Source organism: Bacteroides muris (ex Fokt et al. 2023), from assembly GCF_024704895.1.
GTDB classification, from domain to species: Bacteria; Bacteroidota; Bacteroidia; order Bacteroidales; family Bacteroidaceae; genus Bacteroides; species Bacteroides muris.
In genome coordinates, this window is sequence record NZ_JAMZEE010000012.1 from 44,377 (window position 1) to 70,603 (window position 26,227).

27 protein-coding genes and 1 pseudogene are annotated in these 26,227 nt (G+C 46.3%); 18 read left to right on the forward strand and 10 right to left on the reverse strand.

Features of this window, described 5'->3' with window-relative positions:
- Positions 1 to 145 precede the first annotated feature (145 nt).
- The 4 genes from hisD to M1B78_RS06840 all read left to right on the forward strand — a co-directional run bounded on the left by hisD (position 146) and on the right by M1B78_RS06840 (position 6,088).
- Positions 146 to 1,420: a histidinol dehydrogenase gene (hisD, locus tag M1B78_RS06825; RefSeq protein ID WP_176468391.1), complete on the forward strand. Its 1,275-nt coding sequence runs from the start codon at positions 146 to 148 to the stop codon at positions 1,418 to 1,420.
- Between the two features lie 97 nt (positions 1,421 to 1,517).
- Entirely contained in the window at positions 1,518 to 2,558 is a 1,041-nt protein-coding gene (gene hisC, locus M1B78_RS06830) for a histidinol-phosphate transaminase (RefSeq protein WP_136010564.1), read from the forward strand.
- A 13-nt stretch (positions 2,559 to 2,571) separates the two neighbouring features.
- Positions 2,572 to 3,723 (forward strand): bifunctional histidinol-phosphatase/imidazoleglycerol-phosphate dehydratase HisB, encoded by a 1,152-nt coding sequence (gene hisB / locus M1B78_RS06835; protein ID WP_176468390.1) that lies wholly within the window; start codon positions 2,572 to 2,574, stop codon positions 3,721 to 3,723.
- A 94-nt stretch (positions 3,724 to 3,817) separates the two neighbouring features.
- Complete coding sequence (locus tag M1B78_RS06840; protein WP_257940234.1) at positions 3,818 to 6,088, forward strand: cation:proton antiporter; 2,271 nt, start codon at positions 3,818 to 3,820, stop codon at positions 6,086 to 6,088.
- Positions 6,089 to 6,109: 21 nt separating this feature from the next.
- On the opposite strand, the gene M1B78_RS06845 is transcribed toward M1B78_RS06840, so the two are convergent.
- The 5 genes from M1B78_RS06845 to M1B78_RS06865 form a co-directional block, all read right to left on the reverse strand.
- Positions 6,110 to 7,096, reverse strand: coding sequence for a Gfo/Idh/MocA family protein (locus M1B78_RS06845; protein ID WP_257940235.1), 987 nt, complete (start codon positions 7,094 to 7,096; stop codon positions 6,110 to 6,112).
- Positions 7,097 to 7,111: 15 nt separating this feature from the next.
- Positions 7,112 to 7,531 (reverse strand): RNA-binding S4 domain-containing protein, encoded by a 420-nt coding sequence (locus tag M1B78_RS06850; protein WP_016272842.1) that lies wholly within the window; start codon positions 7,529 to 7,531, stop codon positions 7,112 to 7,114.
- On the reverse strand, positions 7,528 to 8,091 hold the full coding sequence (gene pth / locus M1B78_RS06855; protein WP_257931771.1) for an aminoacyl-tRNA hydrolase: 564 nt from the start codon (positions 8,089 to 8,091) through the stop codon (positions 7,528 to 7,530). The genes M1B78_RS06850 and pth overlap by 4 nt, the downstream gene beginning before the upstream one ends.
- Before the next feature lie 160 nt (positions 8,092 to 8,251).
- Positions 8,252 to 8,842, reverse strand: coding sequence for a 50S ribosomal protein L25/general stress protein Ctc (locus tag M1B78_RS06860; protein ID WP_257940236.1), 591 nt, complete (start codon positions 8,840 to 8,842; stop codon positions 8,252 to 8,254).
- Between the two features lie 133 nt (positions 8,843 to 8,975).
- Positions 8,976 to 9,383 carry a PUR family DNA/RNA-binding protein gene (locus M1B78_RS06865; protein ID WP_016272839.1) on the reverse strand — a complete coding sequence of 136 codons (408 nt, stop codon included), beginning with the start codon at positions 9,381 to 9,383 and terminating at the stop codon, positions 8,976 to 8,978.
- Between the two features lie 219 nt (positions 9,384 to 9,602).
- Here M1B78_RS06865 and nusB point away from each other — a divergent pair, with 219 nt between their 5' ends.
- From nusB to M1B78_RS06890, 5 genes are all read left to right on the forward strand, one after another.
- Entirely contained in the window at positions 9,603 to 10,529 is a 927-nt protein-coding gene (gene nusB / locus M1B78_RS06870; protein WP_257931773.1) for a transcription antitermination factor NusB, read from the forward strand.
- Between the two features lie 38 nt (positions 10,530 to 10,567).
- Positions 10,568 to 10,903 (forward strand): preprotein translocase subunit YajC, encoded by a 336-nt coding sequence (gene yajC / locus M1B78_RS06875; protein ID WP_257931774.1) that lies wholly within the window; start codon positions 10,568 to 10,570, stop codon positions 10,901 to 10,903.
- A gap of 15 nt (positions 10,904 to 10,918) precedes the next feature.
- Complete coding sequence (locus tag M1B78_RS06880) at positions 10,919 to 11,935, forward strand: CdaR family protein (RefSeq protein ID WP_257940237.1); 1,017 nt, start codon at positions 10,919 to 10,921, stop codon at positions 11,933 to 11,935.
- Positions 11,925 to 12,533: a dephospho-CoA kinase gene (gene coaE, locus M1B78_RS06885; protein ID WP_257940238.1), complete on the forward strand. Its 609-nt coding sequence runs from the start codon at positions 11,925 to 11,927 to the stop codon at positions 12,531 to 12,533. The genes M1B78_RS06880 and coaE overlap by 11 nt, the downstream gene beginning before the upstream one ends.
- 108 nt (positions 12,534 to 12,641) lie before the next feature.
- Positions 12,642 to 13,073, forward strand: a complete 432-nt coding sequence (locus M1B78_RS06890) for a DUF5606 family protein (protein ID WP_016272833.1) — start codon at positions 12,642 to 12,644, stop codon at positions 13,071 to 13,073.
- Between the two features lie 85 nt (positions 13,074 to 13,158).
- On the opposite strand, the gene clpB is transcribed toward M1B78_RS06890, so the two are convergent.
- Positions 13,159 to 15,753 carry an ATP-dependent chaperone ClpB gene (gene clpB / locus M1B78_RS06895; protein WP_136011073.1) on the reverse strand — a complete coding sequence of 865 codons (2,595 nt, stop codon included), beginning with the start codon at positions 15,751 to 15,753 and terminating at the stop codon, positions 13,159 to 13,161.
- Between the two features lie 538 nt (positions 15,754 to 16,291).
- Between clpB and M1B78_RS06900 the strand changes: the two genes are divergently transcribed.
- From M1B78_RS06900 to M1B78_RS06935, 8 genes and pseudogenes are all read left to right on the forward strand, one after another.
- A complete protein-coding gene (locus M1B78_RS06900; RefSeq protein ID WP_016272831.1) occupies positions 16,292 to 16,858 on the forward strand; it encodes a Crp/Fnr family transcriptional regulator in 567 nt (188 codons plus the stop codon).
- Positions 16,859 to 16,941: 83 nt separating this feature from the next.
- A complete protein-coding gene (locus M1B78_RS06905) occupies positions 16,942 to 17,688 on the forward strand; it encodes a hypothetical protein (protein WP_257940239.1) in 747 nt (248 codons plus the stop codon).
- 184 nt (positions 17,689 to 17,872) lie between these two features.
- Positions 17,873 to 18,463, forward strand: a complete 591-nt coding sequence (locus M1B78_RS06910) for a DUF6621 family protein (protein ID WP_257940240.1) — start codon at positions 17,873 to 17,875, stop codon at positions 18,461 to 18,463.
- Between the two features lie 80 nt (positions 18,464 to 18,543).
- The gene (locus M1B78_RS06915) at positions 18,544 to 19,563 is read left to right on the forward strand and encodes a YeiH family protein (protein WP_257940241.1); all 1,020 of its coding nucleotides are present in this window, start codon (positions 18,544 to 18,546) and stop codon (positions 19,561 to 19,563) included.
- 263 nt (positions 19,564 to 19,826) lie between these two features.
- Positions 19,827 to 19,922 (forward strand): annotated as a pseudogene (locus tag M1B78_RS06920) (XRE family transcriptional regulator); the annotation flags it as partial.
- 127 nt (positions 19,923 to 20,049) lie between these two features.
- Entirely contained in the window at positions 20,050 to 20,565 is a 516-nt protein-coding gene (locus M1B78_RS06925; protein WP_257940242.1) for an RNA polymerase sigma factor, read from the forward strand.
- A complete protein-coding gene (locus M1B78_RS06930; protein WP_257940243.1) occupies positions 20,546 to 21,070 on the forward strand; it encodes a hypothetical protein in 525 nt (174 codons plus the stop codon). Before M1B78_RS06925 ends, M1B78_RS06930 begins: the two co-directional genes overlap by 20 nt.
- Before the next feature lie 6 nt (positions 21,071 to 21,076).
- Complete coding sequence (locus M1B78_RS06935) at positions 21,077 to 21,787, forward strand: DUF4252 domain-containing protein (protein ID WP_005832692.1); 711 nt, start codon at positions 21,077 to 21,079, stop codon at positions 21,785 to 21,787.
- A gap of 67 nt (positions 21,788 to 21,854) precedes the next feature.
- Here M1B78_RS06935 and recA read toward each other — a convergent pair whose 3' ends face one another.
- The 3 genes from recA to M1B78_RS06950 are packed head-to-tail and all read right to left on the reverse strand — an operon-like array spanning position 21,855 to position 24,575.
- A complete protein-coding gene (recA, locus tag M1B78_RS06940) occupies positions 21,855 to 22,892 on the reverse strand; it encodes a recombinase RecA (protein ID WP_136011067.1) in 1,038 nt (345 codons plus the stop codon).
- 18 nt (positions 22,893 to 22,910) lie between these two features.
- Complete coding sequence (gene bcp, locus M1B78_RS06945) at positions 22,911 to 23,357, reverse strand: thioredoxin-dependent thiol peroxidase (protein ID WP_257940244.1); 447 nt, start codon at positions 23,355 to 23,357, stop codon at positions 22,911 to 22,913.
- Positions 23,358 to 23,381: 24 nt separating this feature from the next.
- Entirely contained in the window at positions 23,382 to 24,575 is a 1,194-nt protein-coding gene (locus M1B78_RS06950; RefSeq protein ID WP_257940245.1) for a saccharopine dehydrogenase family protein, read from the reverse strand.
- A gap of 195 nt (positions 24,576 to 24,770) precedes the next feature.
- Here M1B78_RS06950 and M1B78_RS06955 point away from each other — a divergent pair, with 195 nt between their 5' ends.
- The gene (locus M1B78_RS06955) at positions 24,771 to 25,562 is read left to right on the forward strand and encodes an META domain-containing protein (protein ID WP_257940246.1); all 792 of its coding nucleotides are present in this window, start codon (positions 24,771 to 24,773) and stop codon (positions 25,560 to 25,562) included.
- 83 nt (positions 25,563 to 25,645) lie between these two features.
- Here the strand turns inward: M1B78_RS06955 and M1B78_RS06960 are convergent, their stop codons facing one another.
- On the reverse strand, positions 25,646 to 26,221 hold the full coding sequence (locus M1B78_RS06960) for a Crp/Fnr family transcriptional regulator (protein ID WP_035457723.1): 576 nt from the start codon (positions 26,219 to 26,221) through the stop codon (positions 25,646 to 25,648).
- Positions 26,222 to 26,227: the final 6 nt, after the last annotated feature.

A 26,227-nucleotide genomic window follows, 5' to 3' on the forward strand; every position in this document is an offset into this window, starting at 1 on the left:
TACGAATTACGCGAAATAGCGCGGAATCGGTAAAATGAATCCGTGAAATCCGCGTAATCAGCGCCTAATAGAAAGCCTTCAGAGAGTTTTGACACACCTCCAATAATATCATGGTTTATGCATAAATCTTTAAAAACATGTCATTATGATATTGATTAGTAATCCCGATAAATCCCAGTGGCAAGAGATCCTGAAACGTCCGGTGATGAATACGGAGAATCTGTTTGATACGGTACGGAGCGTTATTGACCGTGTGAAGGCAGAGGGAGACCGTGCTGTACTGGATTATGAAGAAAAATTTGATAAAGTGGTACTGGCCTCGCTGGCAGTGTTGGAAGAGGAACAGCAGGAAGCGGAAAACCTGGTGAGTGAAGACTTGAAAGCGGCCATTCGCTTGGCAAAGCAGAACATCGAGACTTTCCACGCCGCACAACGTTTTGAGGGCAAGAAGGTGCAGACCCAGCCGGGAGTGACCTGCTGGCAGAAAGCGGTTGCCATAGAAAAAGTGGGATTGTATATTCCCGGAGGAACTGCTCCGCTGTTCTCTACGGTACTGATGCTAGCTGTTCCTGCCAAGATTGCCGGATGCAAGGAGATTGTTCTCTGCACCCCTCCGGGACGTGACGGAAAGGTACATCCCGCTGTGCTGTTTGCCGCAAAAGTGGCAGGTGTCAACCGGATTTTCAAGGCTGGCGGCATACAAGCCATTGCCGCTATGGCATACGGAACGGAAAGTGTACCTAAGGTTTACAAGATATTCGGTCCGGGAAATCAGTATGTTACGGCTGCCAAACAGCTTGTGAGCTTGCGTGATGTGGCGATAGATATGCCGGCAGGACCTTCGGAAGTAGAAGTATTGGCTGACGAAACTGCTAATCCGGTTTTTGTTGCTGCCGACTTATTGAGCCAGGCGGAGCACGGAGTGGACAGCCAGGCTATATTAATCACTACCTCTGTCGAATTGCAACAAGCTGTAAAGGTGGAAGTAGAACGCCAACTAGCCTTACTGCCACGTAAAGAGATTGCCGAAAAGTCTCTTGCCAACAGCAAACTGATTGTTGTGGACAGTATGAAAGAAGCCATCGAACTGACCAACGCATATGCTCCCGAGCATCTTATCATAGAAACCAAAGATTACCTTTCCTTGGCAGAACGTATTGTGAATGCCGGTTCCGTATTCTTGGGTTCCCTCACTCCGGAGAGTGCGGGAGATTATGCTTCGGGCACAAACCACACCTTGCCGACAAACGGCTATGCCAAAGCATACAGCGGTGTCAGCCTCGACAGCTTTATCCGCAAGATAACCTTCCAGGAGATAAAGCCGGAAGGGCTGAATAGCATCGGTCCTGCTATTGAGTTGATGGCTGCCAATGAACAGCTGGATGCGCATAAGAATGCCGTGAGTGTGAGACTTCTTTAATTGATAGTTGATAATGGATAATTATTGTTGTCATTATCTATTATCAATCGTCAATTATCAATTATCAATCGTTAATTATCCATTATCAACTAATAAAGTGAAAACATTACAAGAACTTACCCGTCCGAATATCTGGCGTCTGAAGCCTTATTCTTCAGCACGTGACGAATATAATGGTGTTGCAGCATCCGTTTTTCTTGATGCAAACGAGAATCCTTATAATATGCCGCACAACCGTTATCCCGATCCTATGCAGCGGGAACTAAAGACAGAATTGTCTAAAATTAAAAAGGTGAGTCCCGATTCCATCTTCTTGGGGAATGGCAGTGACGAAGCTATCGATTTGGTGTTTCGTGCTTTTTGTGAACCCCGTGTGGACAATGTAGTAGCTATAGACCCTACCTATGGCATGTATCAAGTCTGTGCAGATGTCAATGATGTGGAGTATCGTAAGGTACTGCTTGATGAGGATTTCCAGTTCTCTGCCGACAAGCTTCTGACAGCTGTGGATGAGCATACCAAACTGATTTTTATCTGCTCCCCCAACAATCCCACCGGAAATGATTTGCTCCGTAGCGAGATTGAAACGCTAATCCGTCAGTTTGACGGGCTGGTGATACTGGATGAGGCATACAATGACTTCTCCGAGGCACCTTCCTTGCTCGAAGAATTGGTCAATTATCCAAACCTCATTGTGCTGCAAACCTTCTCCAAAGCATGGGGATGCGCTGCCATCCGTCTGGGTATGGCATTTGCTTCACCGGAGATTATCGGCATCCTCAATAAAATAAAGTATCCCTATAACGTGAACCAGTTGACGCAGAAGCAGGCGATGGAAATGCTTTACCGTTATTATGAAATAGAACGTTGGGTGAAGACGTTGAAGGAAGAACGGGAAATCTTGGAAGCGGAGTTTGCCGTATTGCCATGTACGGTGAAGATGTTCCCCTCTCATGCCAATTTTTTCTTGGCCCGTGTAACGGATGCTGTGAAAATTTACAATTATTTGGTAGGCAAGGGCATTATTGTCCGCAACCGTAATTCTGTTTCACTCTGTGGAAATTGCCTGCGGGTGACAGTAGGAACGAGAGGTGAGAATGAAAAGTTGATTGAAGCGCTGAAAGCATTTACGATTTGAGCATTTATCATTTATGAAGAAAAAAGTTCTTTTTATAGACCGTGACGGAACATTAGTCATTGAGCCGCCGATTGATTATCAGTTAGACTCTCTGGAAAAGTTGGAGTTTTATCCGAAAGTGATGCGTAATCTTGGTTTTATCCGCAGCAAGCTGGATTTTGATTTTGTGATGGTGACCAATCAAGACGGGCTCGGTACAGTTTCCTTTCCGGAAGAGACCTTTTGGCCGGCACACAACCTGATGATGAAGACATTGGAAGGCGAAGGCATCACCTTCGACGATATCTGCATAGATCGAAGCATGCCTGACGACAATGCACCGACCCGCAAGCCGCGTACCGGAATGCTTACCAAGTATCTCGATAACCCGGACTACGATTTGTCCCACAGCTTCGTCATCGGCGACCGATCTACGGATGTGGAACTGGCAAAGAATTTAGGCTGCCGCGCCATTCTTCTGCAAGATGACACGGCATCATTGAAACCCGTTTCCGAAGGTGATGGTGCTGCTTGTGATGGGCTTGAAGATTACTGTGCCCTCGCCACCAAGGATTGGGATAAGGTGGCCGAATTCCTCTTTGCCGGTGAGCGTACAGCGGAAGTACGTCGCGCTACCAAGGAGACAGATATATACGTATTCTTGAATCTGGATGGCGATGGGCATTGCGACATCGCGACCGGACTGGGATTCTTTGACCACATGTTGGAACAGATAGGCAAGCACGGTGGCATAGACCTTACTATCCGTGTGAAAGGTGACCTCGAAGTGGACGAGCATCACACCATTGAAGATACTGCCCTTGCTCTGGGTGAGTGTCTATACCAAGCCTTAGGCAATAAGCGGGGCATTGAACGCTATGGTTATGCCCTTCCTATGGACGACTGCCTTTGCCAGGTGTGTCTTGACTTTGGTGGACGCCCGTGGCTGGTATGGGATGCCGAGTTCAAGCGCGAGAAGGTAGGAGACATGCCTACAGAAATGTTCCTGCACTTCTTCAAATCCTTGAGCGATGCTGCCCGGATGAATCTTAATGTAAAAGCCGAAGGACAGAACGAACATCATAAGATAGAGGGTATTTTCAAGGCGCTGGCACGTGCATTGAAGATGGCGGTGAAGAGGGATATTTATCACTTTGAACTGCCAAGCTCGAAAGGAGTGCTGTAAAAAGGAAATAGAGGATGAACTGTTCCTCCATCTTCTACATCTTATTAAACTTTTCCGTATCTTTGCCGACGAAAAGGTATACAGACGAAGAATTATGTCACACTTGGCTCCCCTCATAGCTGATTTAGCTCTGATATTGATTTGTGCGGGGATTATGACCCTGCTTTTTAAGAAGTTGAAGCAACCGCTGGTATTAGGATATGTAGTTGCAGGATTCCTTGCCAGCCCTCACATGGCCTATACACCGTCGGTGATTGACACGGCTAATATACAGACTTGGGCGGATATAGGTGTTATTTTCCTGCTGTTTGCACTGGGATTGGAATTCAGTTTCAAGAAGATTGTGAAAGTGGGAGGGGCAGCGATTATTGCTGCGTGTACTATCATCTTTTGTATGATATTGTTGGGTGTGGCTGTAGGTACCGGTTTTGGCTGGAAACGGATGGACTGTATCTTTCTGGGCGGTATGATTGCCATGTCGTCCACCACCATTATCTATAAGGCGTTTGATGATTTAGGGATGCGCAAGAAGCAGTTCACGGGATTGGTGCTCAGTGTGCTTATTCTAGAGGATATTCTTGCCATCGTATTGATGGTGATGCTCTCCACGATGGCAGTCAGTCATAACTTCGAGGGTCTGGAGATGTTGGAGAGTATTGCCAAATTGCTGTTCTTTTTGATACTTTGGTTCGTGGTGGGTATTTATCTCATTCCCGGATTGCTGAAGCGGTGCCGGAAGCTGATGAGCGAGGAAACCTTGCTGATTGTATCTCTCGGACTCTGTTTCGGTGTGGTGGTGATGGCTGCTCGTACGGGGTTCTCGGCTGCTTTCGGCGCATTTATTATGGGCTCCATTCTTGCCGAAACAGTAGAGGCGGAGAGCATAGAGCGGTTGGTGAAGCCGGTCAAGGACTTGTTCGGTGCCATCTTCTTCGTATCTGTCGGCATGATGGTAGATCCGGCTATGATTACAGAGTATGCTGGACCTATTATCGTGATTACTTTGGCGGTCATTCTCGGACAATCCCTCTTCGGTACATTGGGTATGTTGCTGGCAGGGCAACCGCTGAAGACGGCCATGCAGTGCGGTTTCAGTCTGACGCAAATAGGTGAGTTTGCCTTTATCATAGCTTCGCTGGGTGTATCGTTGCGCGTCACCAGTCATTTCTTGTATCCTATCGTGGTGGCGGTGTCTGTCATCACTACTTTCCTAACTCCTTATATGATTCGTTTGGCAGATCCAGCTTCCAATCTTGTGGATGCGCATTTACCGGAAAAATGGAGAAAGTTCTTGACCCGCTATGCTTCTGGTTCTCAGACCATGAATCATGAAAGTCTGTGGAGGAAGTTGATTTTTGCATTGGTCAGGATTACGGTTGTATATTCCATCATTTGTGTGGCGGTGATAGCTTTGGCATTCCGTTTTTTGGTGCCTTTTGTACATGAGGGTCTGCCCGGTGGATGGGGCTCTTTGCTGGCTGCCTTTATCATCATTCTGTGTATAGCTCCGTTTCTGCGTGCTATCATGCTTAAAAAGAATCACTCGGAAGAGTTCATGACTTTATGGAGGGATAACCGTGGGAACCGGGCACCGTTGGTGGCTACCATTGTACTGCGTTTACTGCTGGGTGTCTCGTTTGTCATGTTCGTTATAGCTGGTTTATTCAAGATGTCTGTGGGGTTGGTATTTGGAGTGGCGGTGTTATTGGTGACTTTGATGATACTCTCCCGTCAGTTGAAGAAGCAGTCTATCATGATAGAGAGGACATTCTTCCAGAATCTGCGGTACCGCGACATGCGTGCCGAGTATATGGGAGAGAAGAAACCGGAGTATGCGGGGCGTCTGCTTTCACGCGACCTGCACTTGACGGATTTTGAGATTCCCGGTGAGTCGGAATGGGCAGGCAGGACATTGGCAGAGCTGAATTTTGGAAAGAAATACGGCATCCATGTGGTCTCCATTCTTCGGGGCAAGAAACGGATTAATATTCCCGGGGCGTCTGTCCGTCTTTTCCCGCAGGACAAGATACAGGTTATTGCTACGGATGAGGAATTGAACACCTTCGGTCTGGAGATGGATAAAGTATCTGCCATGAATGCGGATGTGATAGAGAAGAGTGAAATGATTCTACGCCAGTTCTATGTGGACGGGCAATCTCCTTTCTTGAACAAGACCTTGAAAGAGGCAGGAATACGGGAGAAATATCACTGCTTGATTGCCGGTGTGGAACGGGGAGGGGAGACCTTGCATGCTCCCGACCCGCATGAACCTTTTGTAGAGGGGGATGTGGTATGGATTGTAGGCGAGAGTGCCGATGTGTACAAACTGGTTGGTCTGAAATGTGAAGGTTTCGACATGGGGTAAGGTGTGCCTCATGAACACTAATCAGAGTTTGTTCAATATTTTGTCCATTACCCAGTTGGTAAGAGTAGCGCTTTCGCCGTCACAGTTGCAGATTGACTTGCCCAGTAGGTGGTCTACCACTGCTTGAATAAGCGGTTGTTGGACGTAGGTGGGATTTTTGACAATGATTTCTTCACGTCCTCTTTCTGTGTGTAGCGCAATGGGGGCATAAGTAAACACGGAGAAACAAATCATGCCTTTGTCTCCAATGATTTCTATACGATCTTCGCGGGCAGATTCGTGGGCGACAAAACACCAAGAACCGCTGCCCACCAGTCCGTTGTCAAACTGGAAACATGCGCTTAGGGTGTCCTCGGCAGGATATAGTCCGCCACGGTTGCTCTTGTATCCGCTGGCTTCGAGGATGCATCCGAAGATTTCCTGTAACAAATCTATCTGGTGGGGTGCTAGGTCATAAAAGTATCCTCCACCGGCAATGTCCGGTTGCACACGCCACGGTAGGTTTTCCTTGTTATGGTCGAGGTCGCGGGGAGGCTGGGCAAAACGGATTTGAATGTTGATGACGTTGCCAATGTGCCCCTCCTCGACCAGTGACTTTACCTTTAGGAAGTAGGGCAGATAGCGGCGGTAATATGCAACAAAACATGGAACACCCGTTTCTTTGGAAATGCGGTTGATGCGGCAGCATTCTTCGTAGGTAACGGCCATCGGCTTCTCTATGTAGACTGGTTTTCCTGCCTTCATGGACATGATGGCGTATGTAGCATGTGAAGAAGGAGGAGTGGCAATGTACACAGCGTTCACCTCATCGTCATCAATCAGCTCCTGGGCATCGTCATACCATTTGGGAATTCCTCTTTCTTTGGCATAGGTCTTGGCCTTGTCGCCATTTCGGCTCATGACGGCTACTACTTCAGAGTTCTCTATTTTCTGAAATGCCGGTCCACTTTTGTATTTGGTCACTTCTCCGCAACCGATGAATCCCCATTTTATTATTCTCTCGTTCATAATCTTTCTCTTATTTTACTCTTCCTCAAAATCGAATTCAAAGTCGAAATCATCCAAAAATTCCGGCTCCGTAAATTCTTCCAGACTCCGGCGGTCTTTTTTCGTTGGCCGTCCAGTACCTTTGGCGCGGTTGACAAAACCGCTGACACGGCTCATCTCCAGCAGTTCATATTGTTCCGGAGTCGTTACATTCTCCATCATTTCGGCCACTAATTTTGCGCCGACACGCTTTTCGATGGGTTGCAGTACTTTGAAAGAGTAGGTGACGGGGGGCTTGCGCACCTGGATGATGTCTCCCGGTTTCACTGTACGGGCAGCCTTTGCTAGTGCGCCATTGATGCTGATGCGTCCTTTTTTGCAAGCTTCGGCGGCTATGGTACGCGTCTTGAAGATGCGTACGGCCCACATCCATTTGTCAATTCTGGCTTCGTTCATTTCTTGTTATATTGATTCATGGTGATATCTATGCCCGCCAAGCAGAAACTTTTGATGATTTCTCCGGCTGTTTCCAATCTCTCGTCCATTGTTTTCCAATCTTCATCGGTAAAATGTCCCAACACATAGTCAATCTGTCCGCCACGGGGAAAGTCATTGCCGATGCCGAAACGCAGGCGTGCATAATTCTGGGTTCCCAGAGTTGCTGCAATATGTTTAAGGCCGTTATGTCCCGCATCGCTTCCCTTACTTTTTAGGCGCAGTGTGCCGAAAGGTAGTGCAAGGTCATCTACTACTATCAATACATTCTCCAATGGAATGTTTTCCTTTTGCATCCAGTAGCGTACGGCGTTGCCGCTGAGGTTCATAAAGGTAGAAGGCTTCAGCAGTAACAGTTGGCGTCCTTTGACTGACAGCGTTGTGGTGAAGCCATAACGTCCGTCGGTAAAAGTGGCACCTGCTGCTTTGGCTAGAGTATCTGCTACCATGAATCCGATGTTGTGGCGGGTCTCATGATATTCGGGGCCGATATTGCCCAATCCTACAATTAAATATTTCATTATCAGTGATTCAAGTCAATTATCTTTCTTCCTTAAGAGGGAAATGAGCAGTAAAAAAGAACGCGGACTATCGCAACTCTCCGCGGAAATCAGTATGAAATCTGCGTTGGCTGCGTTAATCCGCGTTCCCGAATATTTAGTCTTTTTTGGAAAGAATCGATTAGTTACCTGCAGCAGCGGCGGCACCTCTTGCAGCACGAGTCAGCTTAACGGCGCATACAACAGCCTCTTTGGCATTCAGCAATTCCAATCCTTCGTATTGCAATTCGCCAACTTTGACAGTCTTACCAAGTCCCAAGTGAGCAACGTTGATAGTCAGTCTTTCAGGAATTACGTTATACAAAGCTTTTACTTTCAGCTTGCGCATCTGGAGTACCAGCTTACCACCGGCCTTAACACCTTCTGCCAAACCTTCCATCTGCACTGGAACTTCCATGACAATGGGCTTAGCCTCGTCGATTTGATAAAAGTCAACGTGCAGGATAGTGTCCTTTACGGGGTGGAATTGGATATCTTTCATAATGGCATTTACTTTTTTGCCATCAATCACCAAGTCTACTACGTAGATGTGCGGAGTGTAAACCAAGTTACGCAGACCTTCTGCAGGTACAATAAAGTGAACATTTTCACCTGCACCATAAAGTACACAAGGTACACCGTTGTTTTTACGGATAGCTTTCAAAGCTCTTGCTTGTTCCGAAGAACGTTCTGCAATTGTTCTTGCAGTTCCTTTTACTTCAATTGATTTCATTTTTTAATTGTGTTACTCTAAATTAAGTATTTTTTTGCTTAATTCACCATCACACGATGTGGCTTGCCACACGATGTTGCAAAAAAGCGGTGCAAAATTACAGCTTCTTTTTGAATTTTCAAAAGTTTATAACTTAAAATTCAATGTCTATTTTGATTTCTTCATCCAGAGGATAGGTTTTTTCTTCTTGCGGCACTTCTTCTTTGGACGTTTCGGGAGCTTCTATCTCGTCGTCAGCGGCATGTCTTGTGTAGCAGCCCTGCTGTTCCTGGATAAAGCCGATGGCCTGCTGGAGTCCGTTCATGAACTTTTCAAAATCTTCTTTGTATAGAAAGATTTTGTGCTTTTCGAAACTTACTTGCGAGTCGTCTCCCTCGCCCATCACGATTTTTTTGCTTTCCGTAATGGCGAGAAACATTTCGTCTTTTCTGTTTTTCTTGACGTCTAAATAGTAGATGCGCTTACCTGCTTTGATGGATTGGGAGAATACAATCTCCTTGTCGTTCATGTCCGGTGCGTTTTTCTTCTTAAAGTCTTCCATATTATAATAGATCTCAAATTTGATATTATCACCTTAAAACTTGTATCTCGTAGCTTTTAGCTCTTTATCGGGCTCAAAATTGACGATTTTTTTTAAACTGTCAAAAGAAAAAGGCCGGATATTCAATATCTGCATTAAAAAATGTGATTTATTTATGTAAACTCATTAAAATTGTCTACTTTTGCACCTTGTTAAAACACTAGTATTTACTTTAGAATTATGATCAACAGAGTTCTTATTCGTCTTAAGATTATACAGATTGTATATGCTTATTATCAGAATGGCAGTAAAAATTTAGACTCAGCGGAGAAAGAATTGTTCTTTAGCCTTTCAAAGGCATACGACCTCTACAACTACCTGCTGATGCTGATGATAGCTTTGACGAACTACGCACAAAAACGCATTGATGCGGCAAAAGCTAAGCTGGCTCCTACTGCTGAGGAGTTGTATCCCAACATGAAATTTGTGGAAAACAAGTTCATAGCCCAGTTGGAAGTGAACAAACAATTGACGGAATTCATCGCCAACCAAAAACGTACATGGGCCAATGATGAGGATTTCGTTAAGGGATTGTATGAGAAAATTGTGGAATCTGATATATATAAGGAATATATGGCTTCTTCGGACGATTCTTACGAATACGACCGTGAATTGTGGAGAAAGCTGTATAAGACTTTTGTCTTCAACAACGAAGCTTTGGACAATGTGCTCGAAGACCAGAGTCTCTACTGGAATGACGACAAGGAGATTGTGGATACTTTCGTGCTGAAAACTGTCAAGCGTTTCGAAGAGAAGAATGGTGCCAACCAGGAGCTTCTGCCAGAGTTCAAGGATGAGGAAGACCAGGAATTTGCACGTCGTTTGTTCCGCCGTACTATTTTGAACTGTGACTATTACCGTCACCTTATCAGCGAGAATACCCGTAATTGGGACTTGGACCGTGTAGCCTTTATGGATGTTGTAATCATGCAGAGTGCCTTGGCCGAAATATTAAGTTTCCCGAACATTCCGGTGAGTGTTTCGTTAAACGAATATGTGGATATTGCCAAAGTTTACAGCACGGCCAAAAGCGGTAGTTTTGTAAACGGTACATTGGACGGAATAGTTAATCAATTGAAAAAAGAAGGTAAGTTGACGAAAAACTAATACCTTTGTTTAATAATAGAAACCAAAACTGAGTATTTATGAACTTAATGACTGTATTTTTCCTGCAAGCTCCCGTTGCAGGCCCAGCTGCTAATGGTAGCATGATGTGGATTATGCTGATAGCCATGTTCGTTATCATGTATTTCTTTATGATTCGTCCTCAAAACAAGAAGCAAAAGGAAATCGCGAACTTTCGTAAGTCACTTCAAGTGAATCAGAAAGTAATCACAGCCGGTGGTATCCATGGCATTATCAAGGAAATCAACGACAATGACGTGGTACTTGAAATTGCTTCCAACGTTAAGATTCGTATAGACAAGAATTCTATTTTTGCCGCAGCTGCTGATGCGAACAGCAGTCAGGCATCTAAATAATAGAAATGTGAGCCTATGTTTGAACGTAGGAACATACAACGTACATATCTGAAGATATCAAGAGAAGTGAAGGACTTTCTGCTTAGCGATAAAAGCAGGGAGTTCTTCATTTTTTTGTTTTTCTTCTTTGTAGCCGGTGGCTTCTGGCTCTTGCAGACCTTGAACAACGACTATGAGGCGGACTTTTCCATACCGGTGCGACTGAAGGGAGTGCCTAATAATGTGGTGATTACCTCTGAACCTGCTTCAGAACTCCGCATCAAGGTAAAGGATAAGGGAACGGTACTGCTCAACTACATGTTGGGAAAGAGCTTTTATCCCATAATTCTCGATTATGCCGATTATAAGGGCGTGGATAATCAAGTAAGGATATATCCCCCGCAGTTTGAAAAGAAAGTGCTGAACCAGTTGAATGCCTCTACCCGCTTGCTTTCCATGAAGCCGGACACATTGGAGTATATCTATTCGACGGGAGCTTCCAAACAGGTTCCGGTGAAGTTGCGCGGCACATTGAGTGCTGGGCGTGAGTATTACCTTTCGGATACGATATTCAGTCCCGATTCCGTATTGGTGTATGCACCGCAAGGCGTGTTGGATACGATTACTGTTGCTTATACGCAACCGGTGAAGCTGGAAGATATATCGGATACCTTGAGGCAGCAAGTCTCTCTGCGTATTCAGAAAGGTGTGAAGTTTGTGCCTTCTTCCATCGAGATGATGCTTCCGGTGGATATTTATACGGAAAAGACAGTGGAGGTGCCGTTGCGTGGCGTTAACTTTCCTGCTGATAAGGTGCTACGTGCTTTCCCTTCCAAGGTACAGGTTACGTTTCAGGTCGGTCTGAGTCATTTCAGGCAGATTAACGCTGATGATTTTCATATTTACGTGTCTTATGAGGAACTGCTTCGTCTGGGGTCCGACAAGTATACGGTAAAGATTAAGAATCTGCCGAAAGGGGTGAGTCAGGTGCGCTTCAATCCGGCACAGGTGGATTTCCTGATAGAGCAAGTTTCTCCTGATTATGGCGATTAAAATAGGTATAACCGGTGGTATCGGTAGCGGAAAAAGTATGGTATCCCGGCTGCTGGAAGTACTGGGTGTTCCCGTCTATATCTCGGACTTGGAGACGAAAAGGCTGATGGCATCCGATTTATTTATCCGTGAGGAGTTATCTGCCTTGCTTGGTGCGGAAGTGTATGCCGGTGGCACGCTGAACAAGCCTTTGTTGGCGTCTTATCTTTTCAGCAGTCCGGAGCATGCCAAAGAAATCAACGGTATCGCTCATCCTCGTGTAAAGGAGGATTTCAGGCGGTGGGCACAATGCCACGCTGCTTCTGCCATTGTCGGCATAGAATCGGCCATCCTGGTTGAAGCGGGTTTTACGGGTGAAGTGGATGCCATTGTCATGGTCTATGCACCCGAAGAGGTGCGCATTTCACGCGCCGTCCGGCGGGATGCTTCCTCGCGTGAGTTGATAGAAAAGCGTGTCCGTAGCCAGATGGACGACGAAGAAAAGCGTAAATATGCAGATTTCGTCATTGTAAATGATGGTGAAACTCCATTGATTCCGCAAGTTTTAGAGCTAATCGGTTCTTTCTCTGAAAAAATGCACTATCTGTTACGAAAATAGGTATCTCCTTCATGATAAAAATAAGCACGCTTATTTTGTATTGTCTTCGGCTTACATTATCTTTGCTCCCCGAAAAAATAACTACTAATCATCAAAACAGAATATATTATGTTGAAGACAATTTTGACTATTTCCGGTAAACCGGGATTATATAAGCTTGTTTCCCAGGGAAAAAATATGTTGATTGTAGAGTCGCTTGCAGACAAGAAGCGTTTCCCTGCCTATGGTAATGAGAAGATTACTTCTTTGGGCGATATCGCCATGTATACAGATACGGAAGATGTTCCTTTGAAGGAAGTGTTTCTTTCCATGAAGAAAAAGGAAAACGGTGCTGCCGTAGCGATGGATTTGAAGAAAGCTACTGCCGACGACTTGCGTGCTTACCTGGCGGAGGTGTTGCCTACCTTCGACCGCGACCGCGTATATCCGTCCGACATCAAGAAACTGATTGCTTGGTATAATCTGCTGGTGGCAAGCGGTATGACGGATTTTGAAGGAACTCCTGCAGCAGAAACGAAAGAGGAAAGCAAGGCCGAGTAACCGGAGAAGGATTGAAATACAAAATAAAAGAGGCGATTCCCAATAGTCGGGAATCGCCTCTTTTATTTGAGGATACGGATTGTTTTCAATTTCTGAAAATCAGTCCGTCGTCAGTGGTATTGGCATCCACTGTAATAGGCTTGCTGCGGTCTACTTCCTGAGACAGTAGTTTCTTCGACAAATCGTTCAGTAAATAGTGCTGTATGGCACGCTTCACCGGACGGGCGCCGAATTCAGGGTCATAACCTGCATTGGCAAGGAAGTTTATGGCGGTATTTGTCAGAACCAGTTCCACACCGTTATCGGAAAGCATCTTCTGCACACTCTTGATTTGGAGTACCACAATCTGCTTGATTTCGGACTCTGTCAGCGGCAGAAACATGATGGTTTCGTCGATACGGTTCAGGAACTCCGGACGGATGGTCTTTTTCAGCATATTCATCACTTCCTTCTTGGTTTCCTCTACGATTTGCTCCTTATTGCTACTGTTGAGCTTCTCCATCTGGCTTTGGATATAGCCACTGCCCATGTTGGAGGTCATGATGATAATCGTATTTTTGAAGTTGACCGTACGTCCTTTGTTGTCCGTCAGACGTCCGTCATCCAGCACTTGCAGCAAGATGTTGAATACGTCCGGATGCGCTTTCTCGATTTCGTCAAACAGAACGACAGAATATGGTTTCCGCCTTACGGCTTCTGTCAGTTGTCCGCCTTCATCGTAGCCCACATATCCCGGAGGCGCTCCGACCAGACGGGAAACGCTGTGTTTCTCCTGATACTCGCTCATGTCGATGCGGGTCATCATCGTCTCGTCGTCAAAGAGGAACTCCGCCAGTGCCTTTGCCAATTCCGTCTTACCCACACCGGTGGTTCCCAGGAAAAGGAATGAGCCGATAGGACGTTTCGGGTCTTGCAGTCCGGCACGGCTGCGGCGTACGGCATCGGATACGGCCTCGATGGCTTCGTCTTGCCCGATAACCCGCTGGTGCAGTTCCGCTTCCAGATGCAACAGTTTCTCCTTTTCACTTTGCAGCATCTTGCTTACCGGTATGCCGGTCCAGCGGGATACTACGTCGGCGATGTCTTCAGCATCCACTTCCTCTTTAATCATGGCCTTGTCGCCCTGCATTTCGTGCAATTTTTGCTGTGTTTCCTCAATCTCCCGGTTCAGCGTTTGCAGTTTGCCGTAACGGATTTCGGCCACCCGGCCATAGTCGCCTTCCCGTTCTGCCTTGTCGGCCTCGAACTTCAGGTTCTCTATTTCCACCTTATTCTGCTGGATTTTGTTGACAAGGGTCTTTTCACTTTGCCATTTCGCCTTGTACGAATTTTCCTGCTCCTTCAGCTCGGCAAGTTCTTTGCCGATTTGTTCCAGCTTGGGCTTGTCGTTTTCGCGCTTGATGGCTTCACGTTCAATCTCCAGCTGCTTTATCTTACGCGAGATTTCGTCCAGTTCTTCCGGAACGGAATCGACCTCCATACGCAGCTTGGCAGCGGCTTCGTCCATCAGGTCGATAGCCTTGTCCGGCAAGAAACGGTCGGTGATGTAACGGTTGCTCAACTCTACGGCGGCGATGATGGCATCGTCTTTGATGCGGACGTGGTGATGGTTCTCATAACGTTCCTTCAGACCTCGCAGAATGGAAATGGTGCTCAGCGTGTCCGGCTCGTTCACCATGACAATCTGGAAGCGGCGTTCCAACGCTTTGTCCTTCTCGAAATACTTCTGATATTCATCAAGGGTAGTGGCCCCGATGCTTCTCAGTTCACCGCGTGCCAGGGCGGGTTTCAGGATGTTGGCAGCATCCATGGCGCCTTCGCCCTTACCTGCACCCACCAAGGTATGGATTTCATCAATGAAGAGGATAATCTCTCCTTCGGACTTCTTTACTTCGTTGATGACGGCTTTCAGGCGTTCTTCAAATTCGCCTTTGTACTTGGCGCCAGCTACCAGTGCACCCATATCCAGGGAGTAGACTTGTTTGTTCTTCAAGTTCTCGGGGACGTCTCCACGCAAGATACGGTGGGCAAGTCCTTCTACGATAGCAGTTTTACCGGTACCCGGTTCACCGATAAGAATCGGGTTGTTCTTGGTACGCCGGCTCAGAATCTGCAGGACACGCCGTATCTCTTCGTCACGACCGATGACGGGGTCCAGTTTGCCGCTGCGGGCTGCTTCGTTCAGATTGATGGCATACTTTTCCAATGACTGGTAAGTGTCTTCGCTGGATTGTGAAGTTACTTTTTCTCCTTTCCGTAGTTCGTTGATAGCTTCCCGCAGTTCGCGTTCCGTCATTCCGGCATCTTTCAGAATGGTGGATGCAGTGCTTTTCACGTTCAGCAAAGCCAGCAGCACCGGCTCCAGGGAGACGAATTCATCACCCATTTCCTTGGAATATTGGGTGGCTTTCTGGAACACTTCGTTCGTTTCACGGCTCAGGTACGGTGTTCCGCCGGACACCTTGGGCAGAGAATCAATTTGCTTGTCCAGTACAAGTGCTATCTGCTGACCGTTCATGCCCAGCTTCTGGAAGATGAAGTTGGTGACATTTTCGCCTACTTTCATCACACCTTGAAGCACATGCACGGGCTCGATGGTCTGCTGTCCACGGCCTTGTACCAGGTTCACAGCTTCCTGCACTGCTTCTTGCGCTTTAATGGTAAAGTTGTTAAAGTTCATATTTTTGTTCTCCTTTCTATTTTATCAGTTTCGTAACGCTTTGGAAGGCGCAAAAGATTTGCCATTGGCATATTTCGGACAAATTGTCTGCATATAAGTCTTGTATTGTGACAAATTGTCTGTAAATCAGTCGTTTTGTTCCTTTTCTTTCTACTTCTTTAGAACAGGAGTTGGAGCAAAGTTCCTTTTCGCATTGAACTCTATTGGATAAGGAGAAGGACAATAGATGTGTTGTGCATGAGATGTACATCTCATGTGTGACGAGATGCACATATCGCGATACACGAGATGCATATCTCATGCAGTAAGGGACTTGTGCTTTAGTAGCTAAGTCTTCGTGTTCTCCCCTTCTCCGGGAAGGAGGGGTGCCCAACGGGCGGGGTGGTAGGGAGCACAAAACTTAGGAAAGAAGGCTTGAATGGAATTTGAAGCAGCTTCTAAAGTCTCATAATAGTTTCCAAAAGAATTGCGCATGTCATTGATTATTCCGATGTTTGTATCCGACAATTATTTACGCACTGTATGTCCCTAAGTACGTATGGAGAATTTCAACACCTATCTGGCGAATATTGATACCGGTTTCTGGCGCAACATCTGCGCTGAGAATGGAATGTTGCGTCGTTATAAGAAAGGAGACTGTTTTTGCCGGGCTGGTGAGGCAAAGAGCCTGCTCGGTTTTATCACGACCGGCATCTTCAAGTATGTTATCACTGATTCCAATGGAAATGAATGGGTTACCGGATTTGTATTTGCTGATACTCCGGTAGGTGATTTCTTGAATCTGGTTTCGGACGACCTTACCCGAACGGACATCATTGCCGTTACTGATGCCGATGTTTTTGTATGCGAGGGCTTTGTGGTAGGCTGTTTGTTTCGGGAAAATCGGGCATTGTTTGCCCGAACGGCCGAAGGGCTTCTCAGGCAGACTTACAACCGTTTTCTGAATTTATACGGCCAGTCACCGAAAGAACGTTATCTGGCTCTCGTTGCCCAATGCCCTGAGATTTTGCAACAAGTATCTTTGAAAGAGTTGGCGTCTTATCTGCAAATCACGCCGACACACCTGAGTCGTATCCGCAAAGAAATCACTTTCAACAGGGAATAGGGTATCCGGAACCTGCAACTCTCAACTTAGGTTGAGAACATTTTCGCTTCGTGTCCGTAGCTTTGCGGAAAAAGTTCTCGGTTATGAAAAGAATATTTGCGATGTTATTCGTTGGCATTCTTTGGTGGGGGTGCCTGAGTGAAAATGAAGATGAAAAGTTTGTGCTGGCCGGCCGCTACAAGTTGCCTTCGACCGCAACGTTCGGAAAAGTGCGTATGTACACATCCCAAGGGGCAGTGACTGATGAGGCAAAAATCAGGAAGTTCTTGTCCGGGGTGCCTAAGCCGGACTTGCAAGAGGGTGCCGTGGATTATGCGGAACTCTTTTCTTTTGATACCTTCTCACGCCCCGTCGGCGATGGAGAGCAGTTGGATGTTACATTCTATTCGGATAAAGCCGTTGTGCAGACAAACCTGCTGTCCGGTTTCGGGGTGGCTCCTGATGAACCTTACGAAGCATCTGTTTTTAATTCCGGCAACCTGTTTATAGTAAGTAAAGGGAAATCTGCTATGGATGTGCCTATAACGAGCATAACAGAATTCTTCGAGAAAGATGGTGTGAAGAGAATCAGTACGGAGTCCCACTACCTGCGTACTCCTGTCACCTATATGCCCGGCAGAATAAATTTTGCCTTGCTGGAGCAAAACGGACAGCTCATCTTGCCTTTCTTGCATTACGTGCATGGGCGGCATTTGCAGCACGATATCCGTAGCTACAGTGCAGAATCGACGTGCAACCTGCTTAATGCGGACTTTATAAAGCATATCCCTGTGGGTGATACAATCGTAGTTCGGGAAAGCTGGGGTGTCTTGCAGAAGCAAAAGCACTGACAGGCCGGTCTGGTTCAGGAGCTGTCCTTATTTTGTTCCGGCTTTCTTCTGAGAGTTGTTTTTTAATAGAAGATAAACTTCATGGCCGGGACTGAAAGAATACTTCCTGTATATTGATACTTATGCCGACATTTTCACTATCTTTGGGCGCTTGAATTATTTATGGAGCAATATGGAAAATAATGTGAAGTTTTCAAAGAATGTGATATTGGTGGACGTTTCGTTTCTTGACGAAACGGTTTCGGACATAAAGTCTTTTTTAGGAGAACGCTTGGGGCGCACCCTGCCCGATGTGGACTTGCCTGCCTGGCTCAGCTACTTGGCTCTTGATGCCGGATTGCGCGAGGGAGACAACGAGATACAAGTACTGTTGGTACACGGTGGAGAAGTGTCCGCATTGCCTCACTGCCGGCCTGCGGATTTGAAAGAACTGGACGGTGTGGCTTGTCGCACGCCGTTAGGCGAGTTTGCCTTTTCGCGCGTCAGCTCTGCCGGTATGGCCGCTTCCTCGGATTTGTTTATAGACCTGATGCATCTGGCCTTGGACTCGGCCGATGTGGAGTGCCTCGCACTGGTCCCTTTCCATCGCTTGTATGCCGGCAAGGTGGAAGAGGAGTTGCGGAAATGTTTGGGCAAGCAGGAAAAGCAGAAAGAAGCCGGACGGGTGGTTTACTTCATGATGGCTGCTCCGCAAGTTCCTATTCCCTGTGTGACGGACTCCGTACTCTATTCGCTGTCGCACGTATTGGGCATAAAACCGGAAGAGCTGGAATAACAGCAGCCCCCTTGCTCCCTTGGCAAGCTTGCTATTGATAAAAGTCGAATGAACAATAAAATAAAATATTATAAAGTATTATGGTTTCAAATCAAATGTCAACCAAAGGCTTGATGCCTTTTCTGCAATACCACCGAAAGACGATTTACGTATCTCTCTTGGCCTTGCTTTCTCTCTTCCTGTTGTTGGATTATCTACCCGGTATGCATGCCTATTCGGCGTGGGTCACTCCGCCGGTAGCCTTGTTCTTAGGCTTGGCTTTTGCCTTGCTGTGTGGGCAGGCACATCCGAAGTTCAATAAGAAGACTTCAAAGTACCTGTTGCAATACTCTGTCGTAGGGTTAGGATTCGGAATGAATCTGCAGGCTTCCCTGGCTTCGGGCAAGGAAGGAATGGAGTTCACGATTATTTCTGTAGTGGGGACATTGCTCATAGGCTGGCTCATTGGGCGTAAGTTCTTGAAAGTGGACCGTGACACTTCTTATCTTATCAGCTCCGGTACGGCTATCTGCGGAGGCAGTGCCATTGCGGCTGTGGGTCCGGTGTTGAAGGCAAAGGACAGTGAGATGTCTGTGGCATTAGGCACCATCTTTATATTGAATGCCATTGCATTATTTGTTTTCCCGTTGATAGGCCACGCTTTGAACATGAGCCAGCATGAGTTCGGCACATGGGCGGCCATTGCCATACATGATACGAGTTCGGTAGTAGGAGCGGGTGCCGCATACGGCGAGGAGGCATTGCAGGTGGCAACGACCATAAAGCTGACACGTGCCTTATGGATTATTCCTTTGGCTCTGGTAACTTCGTTCATCTTTAAGAGTAAGGGACAGAAAATCAGTATCCCCTGGTTCATCTTCTTCTTTGTGCTGGCTATGATTTTCAATACTTATGTGCTGGGCACTACCGAAACGGGTGCCATGATTGGGGAGGGAATCAATTCTTTGGCCCGCAAGATGCTGACCATCACTCTGTTCTTTATCGGTGCCTCTCTGTCACGTGATGTACTGAAGGCAGTAGGTCTCAAGCCTTTGATACAAGGCACCTTGTTGTGGATAGTGATTAGTGTGGGCACGTTGGCATATATCTACTTGTTCTGATGGCATCGGTCCGGCAGTTCTTGAAGTATGACTTCCGGTTGAAGAAGTCGGTAGGATTTTTGTAATGTATTTCTTTCCTCATTGGATATATAGACGAATACACATCTCGGGATGACCGGGGTGTGTATTTCTTTTAATATCCTTCTCCATCGACGCCGGACCGGAGCAAGTGGAAGCCAGGTTATGATACCTTTTGCTTCCAGCATTGCTTTTGTCCTCGGTTCGGCGTGCTGACCAGTTAATACAATGTTCCAGAAAAGTGGCTCTCCACAGCGAAAGTGTTGGTGGAGCTTGAGCTGAAGCCTGAAGAGATTGCAAAATTGAATCTCAAAAAGCGGATTGCTGATGTCTTGAAATAAGCGTATTCTTGGACTGGTGCTGTTGGTGTTTTCATTTTTTCCCATTTTTTCTTTCTGATCGTGTAACAAAATCCTTTCCTCCTACGTCTGAAGGGTATAAACAGAATCTACTATTGATAAATAGCCCATGGACGCTGAAAGTTTTAAAAAAGAGTTTCTGCCATATCACCGCAAGCTGTACTGCATAGCTTATAGGCTATTGGAGAATGCTGCCGACGCTGAAGATTTGGTGCAGGAAGCTTATCTGAAGTTGTGGGACAAGCGGGAAGGACTGGCCATAATCAGCAATCCGGAGGCATTCAGCGTTACTTTGGTAAAAAATATGTGCTTTGATTTGCTTCGCTCGGGAAAGTACACTTTGAGCAGGCAGAGTGTGGAGTTGGCCGAAGTGCATAATGTGTCTCAAGCAGATAACTTTGAAGCGCGGGATGAAGCGCGGCAGGTAAGGCACATCATTGCCCGTCTGCCGGTGCAACAGCAGAAGATAGTAACGTTGCGTGATGTCAAGGGATGCTCTTATGAAGAGATAGAGCAGGTCACCGGATTGAACGCCACCAATGTTCGTGTACTGTTGTCCCGGGCAAGAAAAAAGATACGTGAGGAATTTAATAAATGGAGTAACTATGAAAGTCGAGGAAATTGAAAGGCTGCTCGCCGAATTTTATGAAGGGAATGCCAACGAGCAGGAAGAAGAGTTGCTGAAGGAAGCTTTCAGAACCGAAGAAGTGCCCGAACGCTTGCAGACGGACAAGAAACTCTTTCTCGGTTTTTTCTCCGGGGAAGTGGCGGATAATGTTCCCGCCGGATTGGAGGATAAACTGAGCCGGATGATTGATGAAAAGGCTGAAGAGGAACAACTTTTCTTCCACCGTAACAAGTCCAAACGTAATTGGCGTTGGATAGGAGGTATTGCTGCCACCATTCTGGTTCTTGTAGGTGTAGGTTATGGCATTACGAACATGGGGGAGGATATGCGTCCTCCTACGCCTCAGGATACTTTCTCTGATCCGGAAGCTGCTTATAAGGCATTGCAGGCCACTTTAATCGAGGTGTCTGCGAATCTGAACAGGGGAATTGAGCAGATAGAGGAAACACGGATAGACGTAACGAAGGTGAACCAGGAAGTAAGAAAAGAAATTCAACAATAATCTGATATGAAAACAATGAAAATGATTTTGGCAGGTGTACTGCTGATGTTGCCTTTGCTTTGCCAGGCACAAAAGAACCTATTCAACAAGTATGGAGATATGAAAGGCGTGTCGTCCGTCTACATATCCAAGGCAATGATAGAAACGAATCCCAACTTGTTTACTAAAGATGTTTATATTGGGAAAGTGTCCGGACAGTTGAACTCTGTGCAGGTACTTTCTACAATGGATAATAATGTAAAGAAAGAAATGCGTAAGGATCTTCGTTCTTTGGTGCAGTCTTCCAGATATGAATTGCTGATGAAGCAGAAGGGAACAGTCTCCAGTTCTGAATTCTACATGAGCCGTAAAGGGGAAAAGGTGAAGGAGCTGATTATGATTGTAGATGGTGCAGCCACTTTGAAATTTGTTTATCTGGAAGGTGATATGACTTTGAAGGATATACAGAATATCATGATGTATCAGAATACCAGCTGGAATGGGAACAATGTGAATATACAGCTTCCGGATATAAACTGGGCGGAGATAGAGAAGCTGAAGAACCGCGATTGGCTTGGAGAATTGAAGCATTCGCAAGAACTGGCATTGAAAGGGCTGGAAAATGTAGCTAAACTGAAAGACAACAAGTATCTGAAAGAACAAATGGATACCGATACATGGAAACGTTTTGAAAAAAGCATGGAGGCTTTGGAAGAACGTTTGGAAAAGATGGAATAGGAAGCGGTAACCTTTTAGGGAAACTTGCCAATAGAATGTTTTGTTTTTCTATTGGCAAGTTTTTTTGTTATTTGTCTTTTCTCAATTCTGCAAAGATAAGCCCTTCCAGCTCTTCTGCCAGTTCCGGATTGTCAAGGATGACCTGCTTGGCGGCGTCGCGTCCCTGGGCAATTTTCGTCTCGTTATAGCTGAACCATGAACCGCTTTTCTTGATGATGCCAAGCTCTGCACCCAAGTCAATGATTTCGCCTGCACGGGAGATGCCTTCACCGAACATGATGTCGAATTCCGCTCTACGGAAAGGAGGAGCTACCTTGTTCTTCACAACTTTCACTTTGGTCTGCTTGCCGATTACTTCATCGCCGTTCTTGATGGCTTGGCTTCCACGGATGTCAAGACGTACGGAGGCATAGAACTTCAGTGCATTACCGCCGGTAGTTGTTTCGGGATTGCCGAACATGACCCCGATTTTTTCGCGCAACTGGTTGATGAAGATGCAAGTGGTGCGTGTTTTGCTGACAGCTGCCGTCAGTTTACGCAAGGCTTGTGACATGAGCCGGGCTTGCAGACCTACTTTGTTGTCACCCATATCGCCTTCAATTTCAGCTTTCGGGGTCAAGGCAGCCACAGAGTCCACTACAATGATGTCAATAGCGGAGGAACGGATCAGTTGCTCTGCGATTTCCAGTGCTTGTTCGCCATTGTCCGGCTGTGATATCAGCAGATTGTCCACATCCACACCCAGTTTTGCTGCATAGAAGCGGTCGAAAGCATGTTCTGCATCAATGAATGCGGCAATGCCTCCTGTCTTTTGCGCTTCGGCAATGGCATGAATGGCAAGGGTTGTCTTACCGGAAGATTCGGGGCCGTAAATCTCGATGATACGTCCGCGGGGATATCCTCCTACGCCAAGAGCCACATTCAGGCCGATGGAACCTGTGGGAATAACCTCTACTTGTTCGACACTCTCGTCGCCCATTTTCATGATAGAGCCTTTACCAAAGCTCTTTTCTATCTTGTCCATGGCAGCCTGTAGGGCTTTCAGCTTTTCGCCCGATGCCAGATTGCTGCCATTTTCAAAATTCAGTTCGTCTTTTTTTGCCACGTTGTTAATGTTTAATGATTATAAAATTTGTGCCGCATGGTCTTTGGTCTTCACTTCTTTCGGAGTGATGATGCGTTCTACAATACCTTCTTCATTAATGATGAAAGTCGTGCGGAACGTTCCCATATATTTGCGGCCATACATGCTTTTTTCGCCCCATACTCCGAATTGTTCTACCAGATTCTTGTCGGTGTCTGCAATCAGAGTAAAAGGTAGATTGTTTTTCTCAATAAATTTCTGGTGTGACTTTTCGCTGTCCACACTGACGCCGATGACTTCATAGCCGGCTTTGCATAGGTCGGCATAATTATCCCGCAGGTTGCAGGCTTGTGCCGTGCAGCCGGACGTCATGTCTTTGGGATAGAAGTAGAATACAATCTTTTTTCCCTTATAGTCGCTCAAACGGATTTCTTCACCTTTTTCGTTGATGCCCAATACTTCGGGTGCTTTATCTCCTATATTCACTTTGTCAATGATTAATGTTTAATATCAAACTTCCAAGTCTCCGTCGATAATCTCATGCCAAGGCAGGCCTTGCTTGTTGAGCTGTTCCATGAACGGGTCCGGATTGAATTCCTCGACATTCCATACCCCCGGCTTTTTCCACAGTCCCTTGAGGAACATCATGGCACCAATCATGGCAGGTACACCGGTGGTATAGCTTACGCCCTGCATGCCGGTTTCCTTGTAGGCTTCCTGGTGGCTACAGTTGTTGTATACATAGTAGGTACGCTCTTTGCCATCCTTTAGTCCGCGGATGCGGCAACCGATGGATGTTTCGCCTTCGTAGTTTTCGCCCAGGTCTTGCGGGTTGGGGAGGACGGCTTTCAGGAATTGCAGCGGAACAATCTTCATGCCGTTGTATTCCACTTCGTCTATGCGTGCCATGCCGATGTTCTGGATAACGCGCAGGTGGGTTAGGTACTCTTGTCCAAACGTCATCCAGAAGCGTGCACGCTTGATGGTGGGGAAATTCTTCACCAGAGATTCCAGTTCTTCGTGATAAAGCAGATAGGAGTCGCGCGGACCGATGTTCGGATAAGTCAGGTCTTTGTGGATTTCCAGCGGCTTGGTTGTCACCCATTCTCCGTTTTCATAATAGCGACCGTTCTGTGTAATCTCACGGATGTTGATTTCCGGATTGAAGTTGGTGGCGAATGCTTTATGGTGATTTCCGGCATTGCAGTCTACGATGTCCAGGTACTGTATTTCGTCAAAATGATGTTTGGCGGCGTATGCAGTATATATGCCGCTTACTCCCGGGTCGAAACCGCAACCGAGGATGGCGGTCAGTCCGGCATCTTCAAAGCGTTTCTTGTAGGCCCATTGCCAACTGTATTCAAAGTGGGCAACATCTTTCGGCTCATAATTGGCGGTATCCAGATAGTTGACTCCACTTTGCAGACAGGCCTCCATGATGGTGAGGTCTTGGTAGGGGAGGGCTACGTTGATGACGATTTCGGGTTTGAAACAATTGAAGAGTGCTACCAGTTCGTCCACGTTGTCGGCGTCTACCTGGGCGGTTTTGATGTTCGGGTTACCGATTGCCTTGACAACAGCGTCACATTTGGACTTGGTGCGGCTGGCTATCATGATTTCTGTAAACACATCAGGATTTTGAGCCACTTTGTGCGCAACAACGGTACCTACACCGCCTGCACCGATAATAAGAACTTTACCCATTTCTTTGTACTATGTTATTATATTAGGTTTATAAAAAATACGGAGAGCAAATATAAGGGTTAATTCTTAGATAAACATTAAAATCCTGCTAAATACTTTGGGGTAAATGCTTCAAATATTAAACAAATTATTTGCATTTGGGTTATTTTCTATATATTTGTTCCTTGAATAAATTAACTTAAACAACGAAGAACAATGAAAAAAGTATTTGTTTCCCTATGCATGGCAAGCGCATTGATGGGCTTGTCTTCTTGTGCATCAACCAAAAATGCCGCTACTCTTTCTTCCATCAGCGGTGAGTGGAATATCATTGAAGTGAACGGTACCGCCGTAGTTCCTGCTCCGGGACAGGAGTTTCCCTATATCGGTTTTGACACAAAGACCGGAAAAGTATTTGGCAACAGTGGTTGCAACCGTATGATGGGTTCGTTTGACGTGAATGCCAAGCCCGGCTCGATTGACCTCGGCTCTTTGGCAAGTACCCGTATGGCTTGTCCGGATATGACTGTGGAAAATAATGTATTGTCGGCTTTGAACAAAGTGAAAAAGTATAAGAAGCTGGGAAAGGAAAATATCGCTTTATGCGGTGCTTCCAATCGTCCCATAGTCGTGTTGCAGAAGAAAGAATCCGTTTCCAAGGTGTCTGATTTGGAAGGAAAGTGGATAATTGGTGAGGCTGTGGGCGAGGCTATCCCCGACGGAATGGAGAAGCAGCCGTTCATTGAATTTAATATTGCAGAAAAGCGCTTGCATGGTAATGCGGGTTGTAATCTGATTAACGGTGCTTTTCAGGTTGATGACGAAGGTTCGTCGGTGATTTCTTTCCCGCAAGTTATCAGTACCATGATGGCGTGCCCTGATATGGAGGTGGAAGACCGCGTGTTGAAAGCCTTGAATTCCGTTCGGTCTTTTGGCAAACTGACAGGCGGAGGCGTCGGGCTATACGATGCTGACAATAATCTGGTGATGGTGTTGGTGAAGAACTGACAAGATAGGTTGAAATAATAAAGGCTCTTACAGAAATAATCTGCTAAGAGCCTTTTTTTTGTATCTTGATATAAAATGGTCTTTTACTTTTTCTTTAGTCCTGCGCGTATCCGGCTCAGGGATTGTGGAGTGATGTAGAGATAAGAAGCCAGATACTTGAGCGGTACATCCTGCAGCAGTTCCGGACTTTCTTCCATCAGCGTCATGTACCTTTCTTTTGCAGTGGGAGGGGTACCGTAGGCTATTGTAGAAGCGTCCACCGACAGAATTTCCCGTTCAAAGATTCTTCTGCCGAAGTTGGCCATATCTATGGAATGCGAAAAAAGGGCTTCCAGCTCAGGCTTACTGATACAATAGGCGATGCTTTCATTTATCGATTCGATGTTGATGGGGGAAACTTCGCTGTCTACATATCCCCACGATGAGCAAGCTGTGTCGCCCGGTGCGGCAAACCAAAGGGAATTTTCCGTGCCGTCTGTCAGGTAGTAGGCACGCCAGATGCCTTTCTTCAAAAGATAGAAGTTGCTGTTCCTTTCCCCTTCGCTGATAATGAGTTCTCTCTTGCCGAAACGGACTTCTGTCATGTGTGACAGAAGTTCGTGCAAAGTGCTTTCCGGTAGTTTATACTTCTTGCAGAATTTCTTTATCATAGTTTCCATACAGCA

What these genes read in the sequence shown, in the direction of transcription:
- hisD (WP_176468391.1), top strand. Translation starts at nt 146, where the DNA reads ATGATATTGATTAGTAATCCCGATAAATCCCAGTGGCAAGAGATCCTG.
- hisB (WP_176468390.1), top strand. Translation starts at nt 2,572, where the DNA reads ATGAAGAAAAAAGTTCTTTTTATAGACCGTGACGGAACATTAGTCATT.
- M1B78_RS06840 (WP_257940234.1), top strand. Translation starts at nt 3,818, where the DNA reads ATGTCACACTTGGCTCCCCTCATAGCTGATTTAGCTCTGATATTGATT.
- M1B78_RS06845 (WP_257940235.1), bottom strand. Translation starts at nt 7,096, where the DNA reads ATGAACGAGAGAATAATAAAATGGGGATTCATCGGTTGCGGAGAAGTG.
- M1B78_RS06850 (WP_016272842.1), bottom strand. Translation starts at nt 7,531, where the DNA reads ATGAACGAAGCCAGAATTGACAAATGGATGTGGGCCGTACGCATCTTC.
- pth (WP_257931771.1), bottom strand. Translation starts at nt 8,091, where the DNA reads ATGAAATATTTAATTGTAGGATTGGGCAATATCGGCCCCGAATATCAT.
- M1B78_RS06860 (WP_257940236.1), bottom strand. Translation starts at nt 8,842, where the DNA reads ATGAAATCAATTGAAGTAAAAGGAACTGCAAGAACAATTGCAGAACGT.
- M1B78_RS06865 (WP_016272839.1), bottom strand. Translation starts at nt 9,383, where the DNA reads ATGGAAGACTTTAAGAAGAAAAACGCACCGGACATGAACGACAAGGAG.
- nusB (WP_257931773.1), top strand. Translation starts at nt 9,603, where the DNA reads ATGATCAACAGAGTTCTTATTCGTCTTAAGATTATACAGATTGTATAT.
- yajC (WP_257931774.1), top strand. Translation starts at nt 10,568, where the DNA reads ATGAACTTAATGACTGTATTTTTCCTGCAAGCTCCCGTTGCAGGCCCA.
- M1B78_RS06880 (WP_257940237.1), top strand. Translation starts at nt 10,919, where the DNA reads ATGTTTGAACGTAGGAACATACAACGTACATATCTGAAGATATCAAGA.
- coaE (WP_257940238.1), top strand. Translation starts at nt 11,925, where the DNA reads ATGGCGATTAAAATAGGTATAACCGGTGGTATCGGTAGCGGAAAAAGT.
- M1B78_RS06890 (WP_016272833.1), top strand. Translation starts at nt 12,642, where the DNA reads ATGTTGAAGACAATTTTGACTATTTCCGGTAAACCGGGATTATATAAG.
- clpB (WP_136011073.1), bottom strand. Translation starts at nt 15,753, where the DNA reads ATGAACTTTAACAACTTTACCATTAAAGCGCAAGAAGCAGTGCAGGAA.
- M1B78_RS06900 (WP_016272831.1), top strand. Translation starts at nt 16,292, where the DNA reads ATGGAGAATTTCAACACCTATCTGGCGAATATTGATACCGGTTTCTGG.
- M1B78_RS06905 (WP_257940239.1), top strand. Translation starts at nt 16,942, where the DNA reads ATGAAAAGAATATTTGCGATGTTATTCGTTGGCATTCTTTGGTGGGGG.
- M1B78_RS06915 (WP_257940241.1), top strand. Translation starts at nt 18,544, where the DNA reads ATGGTTTCAAATCAAATGTCAACCAAAGGCTTGATGCCTTTTCTGCAA.
- M1B78_RS06925 (WP_257940242.1), top strand. Translation starts at nt 20,050, where the DNA reads ATGGACGCTGAAAGTTTTAAAAAAGAGTTTCTGCCATATCACCGCAAG.
- M1B78_RS06930 (WP_257940243.1), top strand. Translation starts at nt 20,546, where the DNA reads ATGAAAGTCGAGGAAATTGAAAGGCTGCTCGCCGAATTTTATGAAGGG.
- M1B78_RS06935 (WP_005832692.1), top strand. Translation starts at nt 21,077, where the DNA reads ATGAAAACAATGAAAATGATTTTGGCAGGTGTACTGCTGATGTTGCCT.
- M1B78_RS06950 (WP_257940245.1), bottom strand. Translation starts at nt 24,575, where the DNA reads ATGGGTAAAGTTCTTATTATCGGTGCAGGCGGTGTAGGTACCGTTGTT.
- M1B78_RS06955 (WP_257940246.1), top strand. Translation starts at nt 24,771, where the DNA reads ATGAAAAAAGTATTTGTTTCCCTATGCATGGCAAGCGCATTGATGGGC.
- M1B78_RS06960 (WP_035457723.1), bottom strand. Translation starts at nt 26,221, where the DNA reads ATGGAAACTATGATAAAGAAATTCTGCAAGAAGTATAAACTACCGGAA.